14 protein-coding genes and 1 tRNA gene are annotated in these 19000 nt (G+C 73.8%); 4 read left to right on the forward strand and 11 right to left on the reverse strand.

The window, feature by feature from the left end:
- Positions 1 to 250: 250 nt before the first annotated feature.
- Together ACF1BH_RS30350 and ACF1BH_RS30355 are read left to right on the forward strand one after the other, a co-directional pair.
- Positions 251 to 2557 carry an FdhF/YdeP family oxidoreductase gene (locus tag ACF1BH_RS30350; RefSeq protein ID WP_391647625.1) on the forward strand — a complete coding sequence of 769 codons (2307 nt, stop codon included), beginning with the start codon at positions 251 to 253 and terminating at the stop codon, positions 2555 to 2557.
- 82 nt (positions 2558 to 2639) lie between these two features.
- Positions 2640 to 3113, forward strand: coding sequence for a PaaI family thioesterase (locus tag ACF1BH_RS30355; RefSeq protein ID WP_391647626.1), 474 nt, complete (start codon positions 2640 to 2642; stop codon positions 3111 to 3113).
- A 126-nt stretch (positions 3114 to 3239) separates the two neighbouring features.
- Here the strand turns inward: ACF1BH_RS30355 and ACF1BH_RS30360 are convergent, their stop codons facing one another.
- On the reverse strand, positions 3240 to 3908 hold the full coding sequence (locus tag ACF1BH_RS30360; RefSeq protein ID WP_345083031.1) for a response regulator: 669 nt from the start codon (positions 3906 to 3908) through the stop codon (positions 3240 to 3242).
- Between the two features lie 95 nt (positions 3909 to 4003).
- On the opposite strand from ACF1BH_RS30360, the gene ACF1BH_RS30365 reads away from it, so the two are divergent.
- Positions 4004 to 4078 (forward strand) — tRNA-Leu (locus ACF1BH_RS30365).
- A gap of 250 nt (positions 4079 to 4328) precedes the next feature.
- Here the strand turns inward: ACF1BH_RS30365 and pyk are convergent.
- The 4 genes from pyk to pepN all read right to left on the reverse strand — a co-directional run bounded on the left by pyk (position 4329) and on the right by pepN (position 12052).
- Positions 4329 to 5765, reverse strand: coding sequence for a pyruvate kinase (pyk, locus tag ACF1BH_RS30370; protein ID WP_391647627.1), 1437 nt, complete (start codon positions 5763 to 5765; stop codon positions 4329 to 4331).
- Positions 5766 to 5920: 155 nt separating this feature from the next.
- Positions 5921 to 7333: a lysine N(6)-hydroxylase/L-ornithine N(5)-oxygenase family protein gene (locus ACF1BH_RS30375; RefSeq protein WP_391647628.1), complete on the reverse strand. Its 1413-nt coding sequence runs from the start codon at positions 7331 to 7333 to the stop codon at positions 5921 to 5923.
- Positions 7333 to 8943: a pyridoxal phosphate-dependent decarboxylase family protein gene (locus tag ACF1BH_RS30380; RefSeq protein WP_391647629.1), complete on the reverse strand. Its 1611-nt coding sequence runs from the start codon at positions 8941 to 8943 to the stop codon at positions 7333 to 7335. Before ACF1BH_RS30380 ends, ACF1BH_RS30375 begins: the two co-directional genes overlap by 1 nt.
- Before the next feature lie 403 nt (positions 8944 to 9346).
- Complete coding sequence (gene pepN, locus ACF1BH_RS30385) at positions 9347 to 12052, reverse strand: aminopeptidase N (RefSeq protein ID WP_391647630.1); 2706 nt, start codon at positions 12050 to 12052, stop codon at positions 9347 to 9349.
- A 191-nt stretch (positions 12053 to 12243) separates the two neighbouring features.
- Between pepN and ACF1BH_RS30390 the strand changes: the two genes are divergently transcribed.
- Positions 12244 to 12792: a MarR family winged helix-turn-helix transcriptional regulator gene (locus tag ACF1BH_RS30390; protein WP_391647631.1), complete on the forward strand. Its 549-nt coding sequence runs from the start codon at positions 12244 to 12246 to the stop codon at positions 12790 to 12792.
- Between the two features lie 76 nt (positions 12793 to 12868).
- Here the strand turns inward: ACF1BH_RS30390 and ACF1BH_RS30395 are convergent, their stop codons facing one another.
- The 6 genes from ACF1BH_RS30395 to ACF1BH_RS30420 form a co-directional block, all read right to left on the reverse strand.
- On the reverse strand, positions 12869 to 14056 hold the full coding sequence (locus ACF1BH_RS30395; protein WP_391647632.1) for a serine hydrolase domain-containing protein: 1188 nt from the start codon (positions 14054 to 14056) through the stop codon (positions 12869 to 12871).
- A gap of 112 nt (positions 14057 to 14168) precedes the next feature.
- Entirely contained in the window at positions 14169 to 15209 is a 1041-nt protein-coding gene (locus ACF1BH_RS30400) for a Rieske 2Fe-2S domain-containing protein (protein WP_391647633.1), read from the reverse strand.
- A 3-nt stretch (positions 15210 to 15212) separates the two neighbouring features.
- Positions 15213 to 15434 carry a recombinase-like helix-turn-helix domain-containing protein gene (locus ACF1BH_RS30405; protein WP_391647634.1) on the reverse strand — a complete coding sequence of 74 codons (222 nt, stop codon included), beginning with the start codon at positions 15432 to 15434 and terminating at the stop codon, positions 15213 to 15215.
- A 23-nt stretch (positions 15435 to 15457) separates the two neighbouring features.
- Positions 15458 to 16393, reverse strand: a complete 936-nt coding sequence (locus tag ACF1BH_RS30410; protein ID WP_391647637.1) for a PDR/VanB family oxidoreductase — start codon at positions 16391 to 16393, stop codon at positions 15458 to 15460.
- Positions 16394 to 16440: 47 nt separating this feature from the next.
- Complete coding sequence (locus ACF1BH_RS30415) at positions 16441 to 18087, reverse strand: thiamine pyrophosphate-binding protein (protein ID WP_391647635.1); 1647 nt, start codon at positions 18085 to 18087, stop codon at positions 16441 to 16443.
- A gap of 25 nt (positions 18088 to 18112) precedes the next feature.
- A complete protein-coding gene (locus ACF1BH_RS30420; RefSeq protein ID WP_391647636.1) occupies positions 18113 to 18901 on the reverse strand; it encodes an SDR family oxidoreductase in 789 nt (262 codons plus the stop codon).
- Positions 18902 to 19000 lie beyond the last annotated feature (99 nt).

A 19000-nucleotide genomic window follows, 5' to 3' on the forward strand; every position in this document is an offset into this window, starting at 1 on the left:
AATCCCCGCCGCGGCGGGAAGCGGCGGGCCTGGCCGGGGCGGCCGCGGCGCCGGTGGGTGGCCGCTGGCGACCGTCCGTACGCAGGTGACGGCCGCGGCGCGGAGTTTTCCACAGGGCCCGGTCCCGGCCCCGCGGCGCCGTCCACAGGCCCCTGCCCACCCGCCGCGGTCCATGACAGGATCGGATGTGCACGGCAACGATCCGGCCCGGCCCGTGCGCCGGGTGGCACACGGCTCAAGGGAGAGCGCCATGGCAGGCAAGCCGCCCGCATCCGATCCGGTACAGGACGCGCCCGAGGTCGGCGCGCCGGAGCACTCCGCCGTCGGTATCCCGGCGATCACCAACGCACTGCGCATCTCGCAGCAGCAGATGGGTGTGCGCCGGACGGCGCTGACGCTGCTGCGTGTCAATCAGAAGAGCGGCTTCGACTGCCCCGGCTGCGCCTGGCCCGAGGGCGAGGAGCGGCACACCGCGGAGTTCTGCGAGAACGGCGCCAAGGCCGTCGCGGAGGAGGCGACGCTGCGCCGCGTCACCCCGGAGTTCTTCGCCGCGCACCCCGTCGCGGAGCTCGCCGAACGCAGCGGCTACTGGCTCGGCCAGCAGGGCCGGCTGACCCACCCCATGTACCTCGCCGAGGGCGCCGAGCACTACGAGCCGGTCTCGTGGGAGCGCGCCTTCGACATCCTCGGCGAGGAGCTGACCGCCCTCGCCTCGCCCGACGAGGCGGTCTTCTACACCTCCGGCCGCACCAGCAACGAAGCAGCCTTCCTCTTCCAGCTGTTCGCCCGCGAGTTCGGCACGAACAACCTCCCCGACTGCTCCAACATGTGCCACGAGTCGTCCGGCTCGGCACTGACCGAGACGCTGGGCGTCGGCAAGGGCAGCGTGCTGCTGGAGGACCTCTACAAGGCCGACCTGATCATCGTCGCCGGGCAGAATCCGGGGACCAACCACCCCCGGATGCTGACCGCGCTGGAGAAGGCGAAGGCCCGGGGCGCGCGGATCATCTCCGTCAACCCGCTGCCCGAGGCCGGTCTGGAGCGGTTCAAGAACCCGCAGACGCCGCGCGGTCTGGCCGGTGGCGGCACCGCGCTGACCGATCTCTTCCTCCAGGTGCGCATCGGCGGCGACCAGGCGCTCTTCCGCGCCCTGTGCCGCGGCGTCCTGGAGCGCGAGGGCGCGCTCGACCAGGAATTCATCGACGCGCACACCCACGGCTTCGAGGAATTCGCGGCCGCCGCGCGCGCGGCCGACCCGGAGGAGACGCTGCGCGCCACCGGACTGCGCCAGGAGGAGATCGACGCGGCGCTGGAGATGGTGCTCGCCTCGCGGCGCACCATCGTGTGCTGGGCGATGGGCCTGACGCAGCACAAGCACTCGGTGCCCACCATCCGGGAGGTCGTCAACTTCCTGCTGCTGCAGGGCAACATCGGCCGCCCCGGCGCCGGCGTGTGCCCGGTGCGCGGGCACAGCAACGTCCAGGGCGACCGCACCATGGGCATCTTCGAGCGGCCCGCGCCCGCGTTCCTCGACGCCCTGGAGAAGGAGTTCGGGTTCGCCCCGCCCCGGGAGCACGGCTACGACGTCGTCCGGGCCATCCGGGCGCTGCGTGACGGCGACGCCAAGGTGTTCTTCGCGATGGGCGGCAACTTCGTCTCCGCCACCCCCGACACCGACGTCACCGAGGCGGCGGTGCGCCGCGCCCGGCTGACGGTGCACGTCTCCACCAAGCTCAACCGCTCGCACGCGGTCACCGGCGCGCGGGCGCTGATCCTGCCGACGCTGGGCCGTACGGAGCGCGATGTGCAGGGCGGCGCGGAGCAGTTCGTGACGGTCGAGGACTCCATGGGGATGGTGCACGCCTCCCGCGGGCGGCTGGCGCCGGCCGGTCCGCAGCTGCTGTCGGAGACCGCGATCGTGGCCCGGATGGCCCGCCGTGTCCTGGGCGGGCGGAGCCGTACGCCGTGGGAGGAGTTCGCCCGCGACTACGGGACGATCCGGGACCGCATCGCCCGGGTCGTCCCCGGCTTCGAGGACTTCAACGCCAAGGTCGCCCGCCCCGGCGGCTTCACGCTGCCGCACGCCCCCCGGGACAGCCGCAGCTTCCCCACCGCCACCGGGAAGGCCAACTTCACGGCCGCGCCCGTGGAGTATCCGCACGTCCCCGAGGGCCGGTTGCTGCTCCAGACGCTGCGCTCGCACGACCAGTACAACACCACGATCTACGGCCTCGACGACCGCTACCGAGGCATCAAGAACGGCCGCCGGGTCGTGCTGCTCCACCCCGAGGACGCCCGGGAGCACGGCTTCGCCGACGGCTCGTACGCCGATCTGGTCAGTGAGTGGACGGACGGCACCGAGCGGCGCGCGCCCGGGTTCCGCGTAGTGCACTACCCGACCGCGCGGGGCTGCGCGGCCGCGTACTACCCCGAGACCAATGTCCTCGTCCCGCTCGATCACACCGCCGACACCAGCAACACCCCGGCGTCGAAGTCCGTGGTGATCCGGCTGGAGCGGCCCCAGGACGACGGGGCCGACGGGGCTGCCGCGGGGTGACCCCGGGCCCGGCGGCGCCGGGGCGGGCTGATAGGAACATCCGGATCATCGACGAGCACGGGCGAGCGAACGGAGCGAGCACTTGGGCGCGCAGCAGACCACCACGTTTCCGCAGGAGGTCCTCGACCGGTGGGCCGGGCTCGGCCTCGACCTCCCGGCGCTCTTCTCGGCCGGGAACCTCGGCAGCCGGATGGGCGTGCAGGTCCTGGCGGCAGGGCCGGACCGCGTCGTCGGCACCATGCCGGTCGAGGGCAACACCCAGCCGTACGGGCTGCTGCACGGCGGTGCGTCCGCGGTGCTGGCGGAGACGCTGGGGTCGGTCGGTGCGATGCTGCACGGCGGCCCGTCCAAGTTGGCCGTCGGCGTGGACCTGAACTGCACCCACCACCGCGGTGTCCGCTCGGGCCTGGTCACCGGCGTCGCCACCCCGGTGCACCGGGGCCGCTCCACCGCGACGTACGAGGTCGTGATCAGCGACGAGGCGGACAAGCGGGTCTGCACCGCGCGCCTGACCTGCATGCTCCGGGACGCCCCCGCGGATGCCTACCGCGGCTGAGCCGACGGTCGTGCGGTGCGGGCGGCGGCGCCGATCCGCCGTCCGCACGGCACGGCGCCGCCCACCGGATGTACGTGCGGCCCCGTACCGGCACGCGGTACGGGGCCACCCGGGCGGACCGGCGGGCTACTGACCCGGCTGGTCCTTCTGTTCCTTCTGCTTCTTCTCCTCGGCGTCCTCGATGACCGCCTCGGCGACCTGCTGCATCGAGAGCCTGCGGTCCATCGACGTCTTCTGGATCCAGCGGAACGCGGCCGGTTCGGTCAGCCCGTACTGCGTCTGCAGGATGCTCTTCGCGCGGTCGACCAGCTTGCGGGTCTCCAGCCGCTGGGTGAGGTCGGCGACCTCCTTCTCCAGCGTCTTCAGCTCGGTGAAGCGGCTGACGGCCATCTCGATGGCCGGGACGACGTCGCTCTTGGAGAACGGCTTGACGAGGTACGCCATCGCGCCCGCGTCCCGCGCCCGCTCCACCAGCTCGCGCTGGGAGAAGGCGGTCAGCATCAGGACGGGGGCGATGCTCTCCTCGGCGATGCGCTCGGCGGCGGAGATGCCGTCCAGGACCGGCATCTTCACATCGAGGATGACCAGATCGGGGCGGTGCTCGCGGGCCAGCTCGACGGCTTTCTGCCCGTCACCGGCCTCACCGACAACGGTGTAGCCCTCCTCCTCCAGCATCTCTTTGAGGTCGAGACGGATGAGGGCCTCGTCCTCGGCGATCACGACGCGCGTGGTCAGCGGGGGGACGTGCGACCGGTCGTCATCGGCGGCGGGCTGCTCGGGCTCGGCGGCGCTCACGGGTCTCCTCGTTCAGGCAGGTGGTGCCCCTTTAGCCTACCCAGCTCCTGTATGGTGGGAGCACGACGGGGGCTTCTCAGCCTTCGATTCCCAAGGCCCTGGTACCCCAACCGGTTAGAGGGACGGTGCTCAAACCACCGACAGTGTGGGTTCGAATCCCACCCAGGGCACTTCGCCTCACTTTCGAAGGCCAGACCTCGCTCCGCCGATCGGTGATCTTCACCCGTCATGGTGATCGCGCCCCGTCGCCCCTCTCAAGGCACCGGCGCTCCCCGCTCCGTATGACCTCCGTGTACGCGCCCCGTTGCCGGTGACGGCACGCAGAGGGCCGAAGCGCTGACAGGAACGGCAGTCAGAACCTCGGCCCGACATCAACGCCCGTGCACGGGCGGCTGTTTCCTCCCGCGGAACCGCGGGCCCCTACCTCCCGCCGTCGTCCTCGCCGATGCGGTGGACACGGACGAGGTTGGTGGAGCCGGGGACCCCGGGCGGCGAACCGGCGGTGATGATCACCAGGTCGCCCCGCTCGCAGCGGCCGATCTTCAGCAGCTGCTCGTCGACCTGCGCGACCATCTCGTCGGTGGAGTCGACCATCGGACCGAGGAAGGTCTCCACGCCCCAGGTGAGGTTGAGCTGCGACCGGGTCGCCGGGTCGGGGGTGAAGGCGAGCAGCGGGATGGGGGAACGGTAGCGGGAGAGGCGGCGGACGGTGTCGCCGGACTGCGTGAAGGCGACGAGGAACTTCGCGCCGAGGAAGTCACCCATCTCGGCGGCCGCGCGGGCGACGGCGCCGCCCTGGGTGCGGGGCTTGCTGCGGTCGGTCAGCGGCGGCAGGCCCTTGGCGAGGATGTCCTCCTCGGCCGCCTCCACGATGCGGCTCATGGTGCGGACGGTCTCTGCGGGGTACTTCCCCACGCTCGTCTCGCCGGAGAGCATCACCGCGTCCGTGCCGTCGATGACGGCGTTGGCGACGTCGGACGCCTCGGCGCGGGTGGGCCGGGAGTTGTCGATCATCGAGTCGAGCATCTGGGTGGCGACGATGACCGGCTTGGCGTTGCGCTTGGCCAGCTTGACGGCGCGTTTCTGGACGATCGGCACGGCCTCCAGCGGCATTTCGACGCCGAGGTCGCCGCGCGCGACCATGATGCCGTCGAAGGCGGCGACGATGTCGTCGATGACCTCGACCGCCTGCGGCTTCTCGACCTTGGCGATGACGGGGAGGAAGCGACCCTCCTCGCGCATGATGCGGTGGACGTCCTCGATGTCGCGGCCGCTGCGGACGAAGGAGAGGGCGATGAGGTCGGCGCCGGTGCGCAGCGCCCAGCGGAGATCCTCCTCGTCCTTGTCGGACAGGGCGGGGACGGAGACGGCGACACCGGGGAGGTTGAGGCCCTTGTGGTCGGAGACCATGCCGCCCTCGATGACCCGGGTGTGGACGCGGGGCCCGTCGACGCCGGTGACCTCCAGGGTGACCTTGCCGTCGTCGACGAGGATGCGTTCGCCGGTGGTGACGTCGGCGGCGAGGCCGTCGTAGGTGGTGGAGCAGAGGTGGCGGTCGCCCTCCACGGAGGGGTCGACGGTGATGCCGAACGCGTCGCCGCGTTCGAGAAGTACGGGCCCTTCACGGAAGCGGCCCAGGCGGATCTTCGGGCCTTGAAGGTCGGCGAGGACGCCGACGCTGCGGTGGGTCGCCTCGGCGGCCTCGCGGACCCGTGCGTAACGCGCCTCGTGATCGGCGTAGGTGCCATGACTGAGGTTGAGGCGTGCGATGTCCATGCCGGCGTCGACGAGGGCTTTGATCTGCTCGTACGTGTCGGTGGCCGGTCCCAGTGTGCAAACGATTTTTGCTCGGCGCATGGGGCGACCCTATGCCGTACCCACTGGTAGAGAAGCGTGCTGCGATGTCTGCTCAACGACCGCTGGTTTAAAGGTTGTTGACGAGTACGGAAATGCGCGGCCCGCCGCTCCGATGAGCGGCGGGCCGGGGCGTGCATGCCCTGTGTGACGTGACGTCAGCCGTGCCGGGCGGACGCCGCGTGGGGCGGGGCGGCCGTCTCCGGAGCGGTGGGACGCGGGAGGCCGAAGGTGGTGAAGGCGGTGCGGTCGGGGAGCGGGTACGGGGTGGCGCCGGTCAGGGAGTTGAGGATGGTGGCGCTGCGCCAGGCGGCCAGGCCGAGGTCGGGGGTGCCGACGCCGTGGCTGTGGCGTTCGGCGTTCTGGACATGGACGGAGCCGGTGACCGCGGCGTCGAGGACGAGGCGGTGCTCGGCGTCGACGCGGGGGCGGCCGGCGGCGTCGCGGCACAGGTACGGGTCGAGGGCGGCGAGGAGGGTGTCGAGGCGGCGTTCGCGGTAGCCGGTGGCGAGGACGACGGCGTCGGTGGTCAGCCGGGTGCGGCTGTTCTGCTCGGCGTGGGCGAGGTGGAGTTCGACGCCGCCGCCGGGGGCACGGTCGGCGGCCTCCACCTGGACGCCGGGGGTGAGGACGGCGTCCGGCCAACCGCCGTGCAGGGTGCGGCGGTAGAGCTCGTCGTGGACGGCGGCGAGGGTGTCGTGGTCGATGCCCTTGTAGAGCTGCCACTGGCCGGGGACGAGGGCGTCGCGGACCGGTTCGGGCAGGGCGTGGAAGTAGCGGGTGTAGTCCGGGGTGAAGTGTTCGAGGCCGAGCTTGCTGTACTCCATGGGCGCGAAGGCGGGGGTACGGGCGAGCCAGTGGAGCCGTTCGCGGCCCTCGGGGCGGGCGCGCAGCAGATCGAGGAAGACCTCGGCGCCGGACTGGCCCGCGCCGACGACGGTGACATGGTCGGCGGCGAGCAGGCGCTCCCGGTGGTCGAGGTAGTCGGAGGAGTGCAGGACGGGCGCGGCGGGGCTCTCGGCGAGGGGGCGCAGGGCGTCCGGGACGTGCGGGGCGGTGCCGATGCCGAGCACGAGGTTACGGGCGTAGCTGCGGCCGAGGGCCTCGGCTTCGCCGTCGGCGTCGAGGTGGGTGTAGTCGATCTCGAAGACGGCGTGGGAGCTGTTCCAGCGGACCGCGTCGATCTGGTGGCCGAAGTGGAGGGCGGGGAGGTTCTCGCTGACCCAGCGGCAGTACGCGTCGTACTCCGCGCGGTGGATGTGGAACCGCTCGGCGAAGTAGAAGGGGTAGAGGCGGTCGCGGCTACGGAGGTAGCTGAGGAAGCTCCAGGGGTTGGTGGGGTCGGCGAGGGTGACCAGGTCGGCGAGGAACGGGACCTGGAGGGTGGCGCCGTCGATGAGGAGGCCGGGGTGCCAGTGGAACGCGGGGCGCTGGTCGTAGAAGGCGGTACGCAGGCCGGTCAGGGGCTGGGCGAGCGCGGCGAGGGAGAGGTTGAAGGGGCCGATGCCGACGCCCGCCAGGTCGAGGGGGTCGGTGGGGGCGGCGGTGCCGGTGGGGTGCTCGGTGGTCATCAGGGGATGTGGCCTTCCACGAGTTTCAGGAGGTGGGCGAGGTCACCGGCGTCGGCGTGCGGGTTGAGGAGGGTGGCCTTGAGCCAGAGTCCGGTGGGGGTGGCGGCGCGGCCCAGGACGGCATGGCCGTCGGCGAGGAGGGTACGGCGGATCGCGGCGACGGTGGCGTCGCCCACGCCGATGGGGCGGAAGAGGACGGTGGTGAGGGTGGGGCGGGAGTGGAGTTCGAGGTGGGGGTGGTCCTCGACGAGGTCGGCGAGGGTGGTGGCGGCGGCCAGGGTGCGGTCGACGAGGTCGCCGATGCCACGGCGGCCGAGGGCCTTGAGGGTGACGGCCGCCTTGAGGATGTCGGGGCGGCGGGTGGTGCGCAGGGAGCGGCCGAGGAGGTCGGGCAGACCGGCTTCGGTGTCGTCGTCGGCGTTGAGGTAGTCGGCGCGGTGGTCGAGGGGGGCGAGGTCGGCGGTGCCGGGGACCGCGAGGAGGCCGGCGGCGACCGGCTGCCAGCCGAGTTTGTGCAGGTCGAGGGTGACGGTGTGGGCGCGGTCCAGGCCCGCGAGGAGAGCGCGGTGGGCGTCGCTGAAGAGGAGCGCGCCGCCGTACGCCGCGTCGACGTGGAAGCGCGCACCGTGCCGGGCGGCGAGGTCGGCGAGGGCCGGGAGCGGGTCGAGGGCGCCGGAGTCGGTGGTGCCGGCGGTGGCGGTGAGCAGGACGGGGCCGTGGAGCCGGGTGAGGGCGGCGTCGACGGCGGCGGGGTCGAGCACACCGCCGGGCGTGGGCACGGTGACGGGCGCGGGGAGTCCGAGGAGCCAGGCGGCGCGGTGGATGCTGTGGTGGGCGTTGGCGCCGCAGACGATCCGGAGCGGGAGCGCGTCCGGCGCGGGGGCGGGTGGGAGGGCGTCGACGGGGCCGCGCGGGGCGCCGATGAACGGGGTGAGGGTGGCGACCGGCGCGGGGCCCGCCCCACCGGCGACGCGTCCGGCGCGGGCCCGGGCGGCCGCCACCGGGCGCACTCCCCCGGCGTACCGCTCCCCCGTGGTGTGCCGGGCGGTACGGGCGGCCTCGCGGGCGAGGAGGACGGCGAGTTGGTTGGACTCGGTACCGCCGGTGGTGAGCAGGGCGTCCGGGCCGCCGCCGGGCGCGTAGGTGTCGTCCGGGGTCCGGGTGCGCCGGGGGGCGCGGGGGAAGACGAGGGCGGCGAGTTCGCGGGTGGCGAGGGCTTCGAGGGCGGAGGCGGCGGGGGCCTGGTCCCAGGAGTCCATGGAGGGGTTGAGGGCGGACGCGGCGAGGTCGGCCGCGGCGGCGACGGCCAGCGGAGGGCAGTGCAGATGGGCGGCGCAGTGCGGGTCGGCGGGGTCGGCGGCGCCGGCGGCCAGGGTGCGGACGAGGGTGGCGAGCGCCGTGTGGGCGCCGTCGCCGTCGTCGGGGAGGAGGGGGGCGCAGGTGGCGCGGACGGCGTGGGCGACGGCGTCCGGTCCGCCAGGGGGGAGGGGGCCCGCGCGGTCCTCGGCGCCGGCGGTGAGGGCGTCGAGGACGGTGGAGAGGAGGGGGCGGAGCGCGCGGGGGCCTTCGATACCGCCCGCGAGGGCGGCGTCGGCGGCGGGCACAGGCATGAACGTGCCCTTCCATGTGGAGAGTTGGGGAGGGGGCGGCTGTTCCGTCGTCGCGACGGTCAGCCATGAGGCGGCCCTAAGTTACTTTCCCCGTACGGTACGTAGCCACCGGGGGCGAGCGTTCCACCCATTCGTGGGAGGCGGCGGCCGTAGGTGTGTTCGGGCGGGACGGGCGGGAGCAGGGCAGGAAGAGGCGGTGCGGGCCAGGGCGGGAGCAGGCCGGGCGGGGCGGGAGGGGGCGGCGCGGATCGGGGTGGCCGGGCGGGGGCGAGCCACCCCGGGCCGCCCCGGAAAGGCCCTGGCAAACCGGAAGGCCCGGGCAGTTGCCGGAAAGGCCGGGGCGGGCCGCCGTGCGCCCGGCGACCCGCCCCTGAGGTATCGCTCATGCGTCAGACGTCGCGCCTCAGGCGTCGACCGCCTCGCCGCCGGAAGCGGCCGTCCCCCGGCCCGACCGGATGCGCAACGCGCGGGCGAGGTCGTCGAGTTGGTCGGTGAGGCCACGGCGGAGGGCGGGGGTCGGGGCGTCCGTGGCGAGGCAGGCGTGGCCCAGGCGGAGGGTTTCCTCGTCGACGAAGGCGGCGGGGAAGGCGTACCGGGCGGCGGCCTCGGCCAGGGCGGGACCGCGGCGGTCGGCGAGAGGGACCACGTCGGTGAAGAAGCGGGCCACGTAGGGGCGGAGGAGCGCGTGCTGCTCGGGGGCCCAGAAGCCGGTGGCGGTGGCGGTGAAGAGGTAGTTGGAGGGGGCGGCTTCGGGGTCGGTGGTGAACAGGGCCTGCCAGGCGGCCTCCTTGGCGGCCCGGTCGGGCAGGGCGGCGCGGCAGCGGGCGGCGCCCTGGGTGCCGGTGGCGCTGGGGTCGCGGGAGAGTTCGTCGTCGATGCGCTCGGGGGTGAGGGCGCCGAGGACGGCGAGGCGGGCGAGGACGCGCCAGCGCAGCTCGGGATCGAGGGCGGGTCCGCCGGGGACGCTGCCGTCGTCGAGCCAGTCCTGGATGCCCTCGGGCGAGGTGGCGTTGTCGATGAAGGCACGGACGGCGGTCAGCCGCAGGCTCGCGGCGGTGGGGTCGGTGGCGCCCTCGGTGTGGCGCAGGATGTCGCGGCTCAGCGCGGTGAGCGTGCCCAGGGCGGTGTGGCGCTCCGCAGCGGGGAGGAAGTGGTCGGCGACGGGCATCCGGGCGAACCGCAGCACCCCGGCGACGACGGCCGGGTCCGCCTCGGCGGGCAGATGGCGGCGGACGATGTCGAGGTAGGCGGCGGGCGTGAGGTCGCCGTCGCGGACCATGTCGCGGGCGGCGTTCCACAGGACGGCGCGGGTGAGCGCGCCGCCGTCGGCGGCGGGGATGCCGGAGAGGGAGCGGGCGACAGTCCCCCAGGAGTCCGCGTCCAGACGGACCTTGGTGTAGCTGAGATCGCCGTCGTTGAGGACGACGAGGGCGGGGACCGGCCCGGGGAGGGTGTGGCGGGTGGTGCCTTCCTCCTGGGGGATGTCGGTCTCGAAGCGGCGACGCAGGGTGAGGGGGGTGGGGGCAGAGGGCGTGAGGCGGGCGGGGGCAGAGGGCGTGAGGGGGGTGGGGGCAGAGGGCGTGAGGGGGGCGGGGGCAGAAGGAGCGAGGGGGGCGGGGCCAGAGGGCGTGGGCCGGGCCGGGTCGGTGGCGTCCTGGTCGTAGAGGCCGACGGCGATGCGGTGCGGGCGGCTGCCGTGGTGGTCGATGGCGAGCTGCCAGGTGTCGCCCTGCGGGGTGACGGTGGCGGTGAGGGTGTCGGGGCCGCTGGTGCGCAGCCAGCGGGCGGCCCAGCCGGGGACGTCGCGGTCGGTGTGGCGGGCGAGGGAGTCGAGGAAGTCGGCGAGGGTGGCGTTGCCGAAGCGGTGGCGGGTGAGGTGGTCGTTGATACCGGCGAGGAAGTCCTTCTCGCCGATCCAGGCGACGAGTTGGCGCAGGGCGGAGGCGCCCTTGGCGTAGGAGATGCCGTCGAAGTTGAGGAGGGCGGAGGCGGTGTCCGGGACGTCCTCGGGGGTGGGGGCGACCGGGTGGGTGGAGGGGCGCTGGTCCGCTTCGTAGCCCCAGCTCTTGCGGACGGTGCCGAAGTCGACCCAGGTGTCGGTGAAGCGGGTGGCCTCGGAGAGGACTTGATAGCCCATGTACTCGGCGAAGGACTCGTTGAGCCAGATGTCGTCCCACCAGCGGAGGGTGACGAGGTCGCCGAACCACATGTGGGCCATCTCGTGGGCGATGACCATGCCACGGGTCTGGCGCTCGGTGTCGGTGACGGCGGAGCGGTAGACGAATTCGTCGCGGAAGGTGACGAGGCCGGGGTTCTCCATGGCGCCCGCGTTGAACTCCGGGACGAAGGCCTGGTCGTAGGAGTCGAAGGGGTACGGCTCGTCGAAGAGGTCGCGGTAGCGGTCGTAGCAGCGGCGGGTGAGGTCGAGGATTTCCTCGGCGTCGGCGTCGAGGTACGGCGCGAGGGAGCGGCGGCAGTGGATGCCGAAGGGCAGCCCGGCGTGTTCGGTGCGGACGGAGTGCCAGGGTCCGGCGGCGACGGCGACGAGGTAGGTGGAGATCAGTGGTGTGGGGGCGGCGCGCCAGACGCCGCCGCCCTCGTGGGTGGTGACACCGTTGGCGAGGACGGACCACTCCTCGGGGGCGGTGACGGTGACGGCGAAGACGGACTTGAGGTCGGGCTGGTCGAAGGTGGCGAAGACGCGCTGGACGTCCTCCATGAACAGCTGGGTGTAGACGTACGCCTCGCCGTCGGCGGGGTCGGTGAAGCGGTGCATGCCCTCGCCGGTGCGGGAGTAGGACATCCGGGCCTCGACGTGCAGCTCGTGGTCGCCGGGGGCGAGGCCGGTGAGCGGGAAGCGGTTGTCGTCGAGGAGTGCGGGGTCGAGGGGGGTGCCGTCGAGCGTGACGGCGAGCAGCGCGGCGGGCTTGACCTCGAAGAAGGTGGTGACGGGGGCTCCGTCGCCGGCGCCGTCGCGGACGGTGAAGCGGATGTCGGCGCGGGAGCCGAAGTGCTTCTCGCCCTGGGTGAGGTCGAGGTGGATGGAGTGGTGGCGGACGTCGAGGAGTCCGGCTCGGGTCTGCGCCTCGTCGCGCTGGAGTGCGGGCATGGGGTCATGCTGCCGTACGCCCCTGTCCGGCCGCAGGGGGTGTGGACAACTTCACGGGGGACGGGCCGGGCGCCTGCGGGAGCACGGGTCCCGGGGCTCGCGGGCCGTCCGGGGAAGCTTCGGCGGCGCGGATTCTCAGTACTAAAGTAATTCCGGTGAGCAGGGCGGATCGGGGCCCGGGAGGGGCGGAGATGGCGCGCAGGTCGGCGGAGCGGTCGGATGCGGTGGCGGGGATCGTGGCGGACTGGCGGCGGGAGCGGCCCGAGCTGGACACCTCACCGCTGGAGGTGCTGGCGCGGCTGCACCGGACCTTTCTGCGCTACAGCGCGCGGCTGACGGCGTCGGTGGAGTCGCACGGCCTGTCGGTGGCCGGGTTCGACGTGCTGACGGCGCTGCGGCGGGCGGGCCGTCCGTACCGGCGGACGGCCGGGCAGTTGGCGGACTCCGGGCTGATCTCGTCGGCGGGGGTGACGCTCCGCATCGACCGGCTGGAGAAGGACGGGCTGATCGTCCGGGAGCGGGACGCCGAGGACCGGCGGGTGGTGCGGTCGCGGCTGACGGAGGAGGGGCTGGCGAAGATCGACACGCTCTTCGCCGAGCATCTGGAGAACGAGCGGCGGATGCTGGCCGGGCTCTCCCCCGCCGAGTGCCGTCAACTGGCGCGGCTGCTGTCGAAGCTGGAGCGGTCGATCACGGAGGCGGACGGGTCCGGGGACGCGGGGCGGGAGCCGTCGGCCTGAACCGCCGGGCGGGGCGGGGACGGGAGGGGCGGCTGCCGCGAAGGCGGCCACCCCTCCGGTGGACCGGCGGCCGTGCTCAGGCCGGTCGGCGCGCGGACGGGACCGTGCCGCAGAACTCCGCCTCGACGACGTTGCCGTAGAGGGCGCTGTCCCGCAGCCAGTCGCCGTTGGCGTTGAACGTCAGCTGGTGCTCCCCGTCCAGGGTGCCGACCGTCGCGGAGAGGGAGCCGTTGGTGCTGCCGGTCTTGCCGACGACCTTCACCCCGCAGGACAGCCGCGCGAACTCGACGCCGAGGCCGTATCCGAACCCGCCCTCCGTGGGGACCTCGTCGAGCATCTCCGTCAGCTGCGCCCGGGGCAGCAGCCGGCCCGTCAGCAGGGCGCGCTGGAAGCGGTTGAGGTCGCCGCCGGTGACGATGGCGTCGCCGGACGCGCCCAGCCAGGTCATGTTCTGCTCGGTGGCGTCGTGGATCTCGGCGTCCGGACCCTCCTGGTCGAGGCGGGAGTAGCCGACGGGGTGCGGGTCCGGCATCCGGGGCGAGGTGCCGGGGAACGAGATCCCGGTCAGCTTCAGGGGCCGGAGGATGCGGCGCGTGACCTCCTGGGCGTAGGTGCGGCCGGTCGCCTTCTCGATGACCATTCCGGCGATCACATAGGCGGTGTTGGAGTAGTAAGGCTTCTTCTCCGGGTCGGGCCGGGGCGGGTACTTCAGCGCCGTCGCCACCAACTCCTCGGGGGTGTGGGTGTCGTAGCGGTGCTCGGGGAAGCCGGGGCCGGTGGCGTCGTGGGCGAACGCGGGGTCGGCGGTGTGGTTGGCGAGCCCGCTGGTGTGGTTGAGGAGGCTGCGGAGGGTGATCTTCCGGCCGTCGTAGCCGTTGCCCCGCACCAGGCCGGGCAGCCAGCCCTCGACGGAGTCGTCCAGGCTCAGCTTCCCCTCCGCCTCCAGCTGGAGCAGGACGGTGGCGATGAACGTCTTGGTGATGCTGGCGCCGCGGAAGTGCTCGCTCTCCGGGGCGCGCGGGCGGCCGGTGGCGGTGTCGGCGTAGCCCGCCGCGGCGGACCAGCGTTCCTTGCCGTCGCGGACGGTGGCGGCGGCCCCGGGGAGCCCGCCCTGTTCGACGAGGGCGCGCAGGGCGGCGGCGGTCGCCCGGTGGTCGCCGGGCGCGGGCTGCGCGGCGTGGGCAGCCGGTGCGAGCGTGAGCGCGCCGGCGGCGAGCGCCCCGGCCAGGGCGCAGGAGACGGTACGGGTGGTCGGTCTCTTCATGGGTGGGCCTCCCCCGGTCAGCGAGGGACGGGAGTGCCCCTCGGTGACCGGGACGCCGAACGGAGGCCGCAGGGTTGAGGGTTGGGGTCGGCGCACCCTGTCTTCGGGGCCCTCAGGCGCGCCCGGCGGCGGCCAGTTCGGCCGCCTGCTTCTCGGCCTCGGCGCGGTAGAGGCGGCGGAGGCGGACGACGCCGAGGTCGTGCTGGTAGAGGTTCTCGGCGGTGTCGGCGTCGTGCGGCATCGCCTCCAGCATGGTGCGGTCCTGTTCGAGGACGTGCCAGTGGCGTTCCTCGATGAGGGTGCGGTAGAGGAAGCGCCAGGTGTCGCGCTGCCAGTCGGTGACGTGGCGGTAGCGCCAGAAGAAGACACCGCTGCGCCGTTCGTCGACGGGGCAGATCATGCCGACGATGCCGAAGGGGCCGCCGGGGCCTGCGGACGGCGGGTAAGGGATGGAGAGGTCGACCCAGTCGACACCGGTGCGGCACAGTTCGACCCAGTCGAAGTTGACGCCGCGCTGGTCGGTCTTCTCGAAGAAGTAGCCGCGATCGGTCTCCCGGATGCGGAACTTGGCGGTGGTGTCGCCCTCCCCCATCGTGTGCGACTCGTGGTGCAGGAACTGGCCGTGCATCGGGTCGAGGAGGTTCTCCACGGCGTAGCGCCAGGGCACCTCCCACTCCGCGTAGCAGAGGAACGCGTCGGTGCCGGGGTCGGTGAGCGGCTCGGGCAGGGTCAGCTCGCAGGGCTCGGGGTGGAGCGCGTCGCCGAAGTAGGCGAGGATCGCGCCGCCCACCTCGCGGACCGGGGGGCTGGTGACGAGCTGCTTGCCTTCGAGGGCGCAGCCGGGCAGCCCGGGTACGGAGGTGACGGTGCCGGTGCCGTCGACCTCGACGCCGTGGTACCAGCAGGCCACGCGGTCGCCGAGGTGGCGGCCGAGGGAGAGCCGGGCGCCGCGGTGCGGGCAGCGGTCGGCGAGCATGTGGAGGCGGCCGTCGGCGCGGCGGAAGAGGAGCCAGTCCTCACCGAGCGCCCGGACCCGGCGCATCCCGCCGGGGGCGACGAAGTGGGACGGGACGACGGGGTGCCACTGGTTGCGCAGCCCGGTGGCGTAGATCGTGTCGGCTTGGCCGGTGGTCGGGGTGGTCGCTGCGGTCACGGGTCACGCTCCCAGTCGGTGCATCTCGTCGCGGAAGGACTGCTCGGTCCAGGGCGCGCCGTCGGGGGTGTGGACCTGGCGGTCGTTCAGCCCGGCGACGACGTCGGTCAGTTCGTGGCCGACCTGGGTGAAGATCTCTTCGAGGGTGTGGGCGAGCTTGATCTCGTAGGGGGTCGGTTCGTGCTTGCGGGACTGGTGGATTTCGAGGTACGGAGCGGGGTTCACAGTTCCTCCGGGGGCTCGGGGTGTCACAGGTCGAGGACGAGGCGGTCGCCGGCGCAGCGCGAGACGCAGATCATCAGGGAGGCGCCGGCGGCCCGTTCGGCGTCGCTGAGCAGGAAGTCGCGGTGGTCGGGGGTGCCGTCCAGGATGCGGGTCTCGCAGGTGCCGCAGACGCCGTCGCGGCAGGAGCTGGGGACGTCGATGCCCGCGCCCTCGACCGCGTCGAGGATGGAGGTGCCGTCCTCGACGCGGACGGTGCGGCCGCTGCGGCGGCACTCGACGTCGAAGCCGTGGCCCTCGGCGGGTGCCGGGGCGCCGTCGGGCGGGGCGGGGGCGGCGAACCGTTCGGTGTGCAGCCGGTCGGCGAGGCCGAGGGCGGCGCAGCGCTCCTCGACGGCGGCGAGGAGGGGTTCGGGGCCGCAGCAGTAGACGAGGGTGTCGTCCGGCAGCCCGGCCAGGGCGGCGTCGAGGTCGAGGTGGCCGTGGACGTCCTGGGGGCGCAGGTCGCAGCGGCCGGTGCCGCCGTCGGCCAGGGCGGCGAGCGCCTCGGCGAAGGCGAGGCTGGTGCGGCGGCGGCCGCCGTAGAGCAGCTGCCAGGGGGTGCCGGTGCGGTGGGCGTGGCGGACCATCGGGAGCAGCGGGGTGATGCCGATGCCGCCGGCGATGAAGAGGTAGCGGGCGGCCGGTTCGAGGGCGAAGTGGTTGCGGGGGCCCTGGACGCGGACGGTCGAGCCGGGGCGCAGCACGGTGTGGATGTGGGCGGAGCCGCCGCGGGAGCCGGAGGTGTGGAGGACGGCGACGCGGTAGCGGGTGGTGTCGTCCGGGTCGCCGCACAGCGAGTACTGGCGGATGTGGCCGCCGGTGTGCAGATCGAGGTGGGCGCCGGGCTCCCAGGGCGGCAGCGGTGTGCCGTCGGGGTGGACGAGGTCCAGGGCGAGGACGTCGTCGGCCTCCCAGGTCATCCGGTGGACGAGCAGGTCGAGGGCGGTGTCGGACACGGTCGTCCTCCTTACCGGGCGGGCAGTGCGACGGGCGGGGTGAACGGGGTCTTCATCGGGCCGAGTGCGGTGAGGTCGACCTCGACGAGGGTGGGGCCGTCGCTCGCGGTGGCGGCGGTGAGGACGGGCGCGGCGTCGTCCTCGGTGGCTATCCGGGCGTAGGGCAGGCCGGTGGCGTGGGCGAGGGCGGCGAAGTCGGGGGTGGCCAGGTCGACGCCGGAGCGGCGGTCGAAGTAGCGGTCCTGCATGTTGCGCAGCACGCCGTAGCCACCGTCGTTGAAGACGACGAGGGTCAGGCGGGGGCGTTCCTGGGCGAGGGTGAGGAGTTCGCCGAGGTGGACGGCGAGGCCGCCGTCGCCGGCCATGACGAGGGTGGGGGTGTCGGGGGTGGCGAGGGCGGCGCCGATGCCCATGCCGAGGCCCTGGCCGATGCCGCCGCCGCGCGGGAAGACGTTGGTGTGCGGGTGGTGGATCGTCAGGAGGCGGTTGCCCCAGCTGCTGGCGGGGACGGTGACGTCGCGGGCGAGGACGGCCTCGGGCGGCAGTGCGGCGCGGATCGCGTCGCAGATCGCGGCCTGCGGGCCGATGCGGTCGCGGAGTTCGGCGCGGACGCTCTCGCGGGCCTCGCGGATGCGGGCGGCCCAGGCGGGGTCGGTGTCCGCGGCGGGCCGGGCGGTGAGGCGGTCGTGGAGGGCGGTGAGGGTGGTGGCGGCGTCGCCGTGCAGCGGGTGGGTGGCCGGGTAGGAGCGGCCGAGGGCGGCCGGGTCGTGGTCGATCTGGAGGTGGACGGCGGGCAGCTGAAGGCTCCAGTCGGCGGTTTCGTTGGAGCGGAAGTGGCTGCCGACGGTGAGCAGGAGATCGGCGTCGGCGAGGAGGGCGCGGCCGGTGGGGGTGGTGGCGAAGTTGCCGATGCAGCGGTCGTCGGTCTCGGGGACGGCGCCGCGGCCGGAGTTGGAGGTGAGCAGGCCGGCGCCGGCCTTGTCGAGGAGGGCGGCGAGTGCGGGCCCGGCGGTGGTGGCGCCGCCGCCTGCCCAGACGAGCGGGCGGCGGGCGGCGGCCAGCGCGTCGGCGGCGGCGTCGAGCGCGTCGGCGGCGGGCCGGACGGGCTCCGGTGCGGGGCGGGCGGCGGGCAGGGCCGACGGGTCCTGGGGCGCGTACTGGAGGTCGATGGGCCATTCGACGCTGGCGGGGCCGCCGGCCGGGCCGCGGAGGTGGTCGGCGGCGTCGCGCAGGACGCGGCCGGCGCTCGCGGCGTCGGGGACGGCCGCGGCGTGGGCGCTGACGGCGCGGAGCATGCCGAGCTGGTCGCGGGTCTCGTGGATGTAGCCGCGGCCGGCGCCGAGGTGGTGGCTGTCGATCTGTCCGGTGACGTGCAGCACGCGGCTGCCGGTGGCGAGGGATTCGATCAGGGACCCCGCGGCGTTGCCCGCGCCGGTGCCCGTGCTGGTGAGGGCGCAGCCGATGCCGCCGCGGGCGCGGCCGTGGCCGTCGGCGGCGTTGACGGCGGTGGCCTCGTGGCGGACGGGCACGAACCGCAGATCGCGGTCGACGGCCTCGACGAGCGGCAGGTTGTGCACGCTGACGACGCCGAAGACGGTGTCGACGCCGAGGTCGCGCAGGAGGGCGACGAGCAGATCGCCGCCGTTGGGCTGGGACATGGTGCGGTCTCCCGGTGGGTGCGGGTCAGGCGGCGGAGCGGGCGACGCCGCCGCAGACGTCGAGGGCGGTGCCGGTGATGTACGAGGCGCGGGGCGCGAGGAGGGCCAGGACGGCGTAGGCGACCTCGTCGGCGCGGCCGAGGCGGCCGAGGGCGACGCCGCGGTCGGCGGCGAGTTCCGCCTGCCACGCGTCGTAGCTCTGCGAGGTGCCGGCGGCGGCGTGGCGGCGGGTCCACTGGCCGGTGTCGATGAGGCCGAGGCAGACGGAGTTGACGCGGATGGCGTCGGGGGCCAGCTCGCGGGCGAGCGAGGCGGAGAGGTTGAGGATGCCGGCGCGGGCGGCGCTGGTGGTGATCAGCCGGGGCGAGGGTTCCTTGGCGAGGACGGCGTTGATGTTGACGACGGCCGCGGCGTCGGAGGCGCGGAGGTACGGGAGGGCGGGGCGCAGGGTGTGCAGCACGCCGGCGAATTTCAGCTCCAGCTCGTCGCGCCAGTCCTCGGCGGTGGTCTCGGCGAAGCGCTTCATCCGGGACTGCCCGGCGTTGTTGACGAGGCCGTCGAGGCCGCCGAAGTGGTCGGCGGCGCGGTGGACGAAGGCGGCGGTGGCGTCGGCGTCGCGGATGTCGGCGGCGCCGGTGAGCAGCCGGTCCGCCCCGGCGCCGAGGCTGTCGGCGAGGGCGGTGAGTGATTCCGGGGTGCGGGCGCAGGTGGCGACGCGGGCGCCCTCGTCGAGCAGGGCGCGGACGGTGGCCAGGCCGACGCCGGAGGTGCCGCCGGTGACGAGTACGGTGCGGTCGGCGAGGCCGAGGTCCATGGGGGTCCCTAAGAATGTGAGGCGGTCCGGGAGGACCGGGTGTGGCTGATGGGGGTCTGTCGTTGATGACTCGGAAGGAATGGCCGCCCGGTCCTCCGG

Source organism: Streptomyces sp. NPDC014733 (assembly GCF_043083385.1).
Lineage (GTDB): Bacteria > Actinomycetota > Actinomycetes > Streptomycetales > Streptomycetaceae > Streptomyces.

Bases quoted from the DNA above. Each gene is read 5' to 3' on its own strand.
- ACF1BH_RS30410 (WP_391647637.1), bottom strand. From the start codon at position 16,393: ATGACCTGGGAGGCCGACGACGTCCTCGCCCTGGACCTCGTCCACCCC.
- ACF1BH_RS30395 (WP_391647632.1), bottom strand. From the start codon at position 14,056: ATGAAGAGACCGACCACCCGTACCGTCTCCTGCGCCCTGGCCGGGGCG.
- ACF1BH_RS30415 (WP_391647635.1), bottom strand. From the start codon at position 18,087: ATGTCCCAGCCCAACGGCGGCGATCTGCTCGTCGCCCTCCTGCGCGAC.
- ACF1BH_RS30380 (WP_391647629.1), bottom strand. From the start codon at position 8,943: ATGCCTGTGCCCGCCGCCGACGCCGCCCTCGCGGGCGGTATCGAAGGC.
- ACF1BH_RS30375 (WP_391647628.1), bottom strand. From the start codon at position 7,333: ATGACCACCGAGCACCCCACCGGCACCGCCGCCCCCACCGACCCCCTC.
- pepN (WP_391647630.1), bottom strand. From the start codon at position 12,052: ATGCCCGCACTCCAGCGCGACGAGGCGCAGACCCGAGCCGGACTCCTC.
- ACF1BH_RS30420 (WP_391647636.1), bottom strand. From the start codon at position 18,901: ATGGACCTCGGCCTCGCCGACCGCACCGTACTCGTCACCGGCGGCACC.
- ACF1BH_RS30390 (WP_391647631.1), top strand. From the start codon at position 12,244: ATGGCGCGCAGGTCGGCGGAGCGGTCGGATGCGGTGGCGGGGATCGTG.
- pyk (WP_391647627.1), bottom strand. From the start codon at position 5,765: ATGCGCCGAGCAAAAATCGTTTGCACACTGGGACCGGCCACCGACACG.
- ACF1BH_RS30350 (WP_391647625.1), top strand. From the start codon at position 251: ATGGCAGGCAAGCCGCCCGCATCCGATCCGGTACAGGACGCGCCCGAG.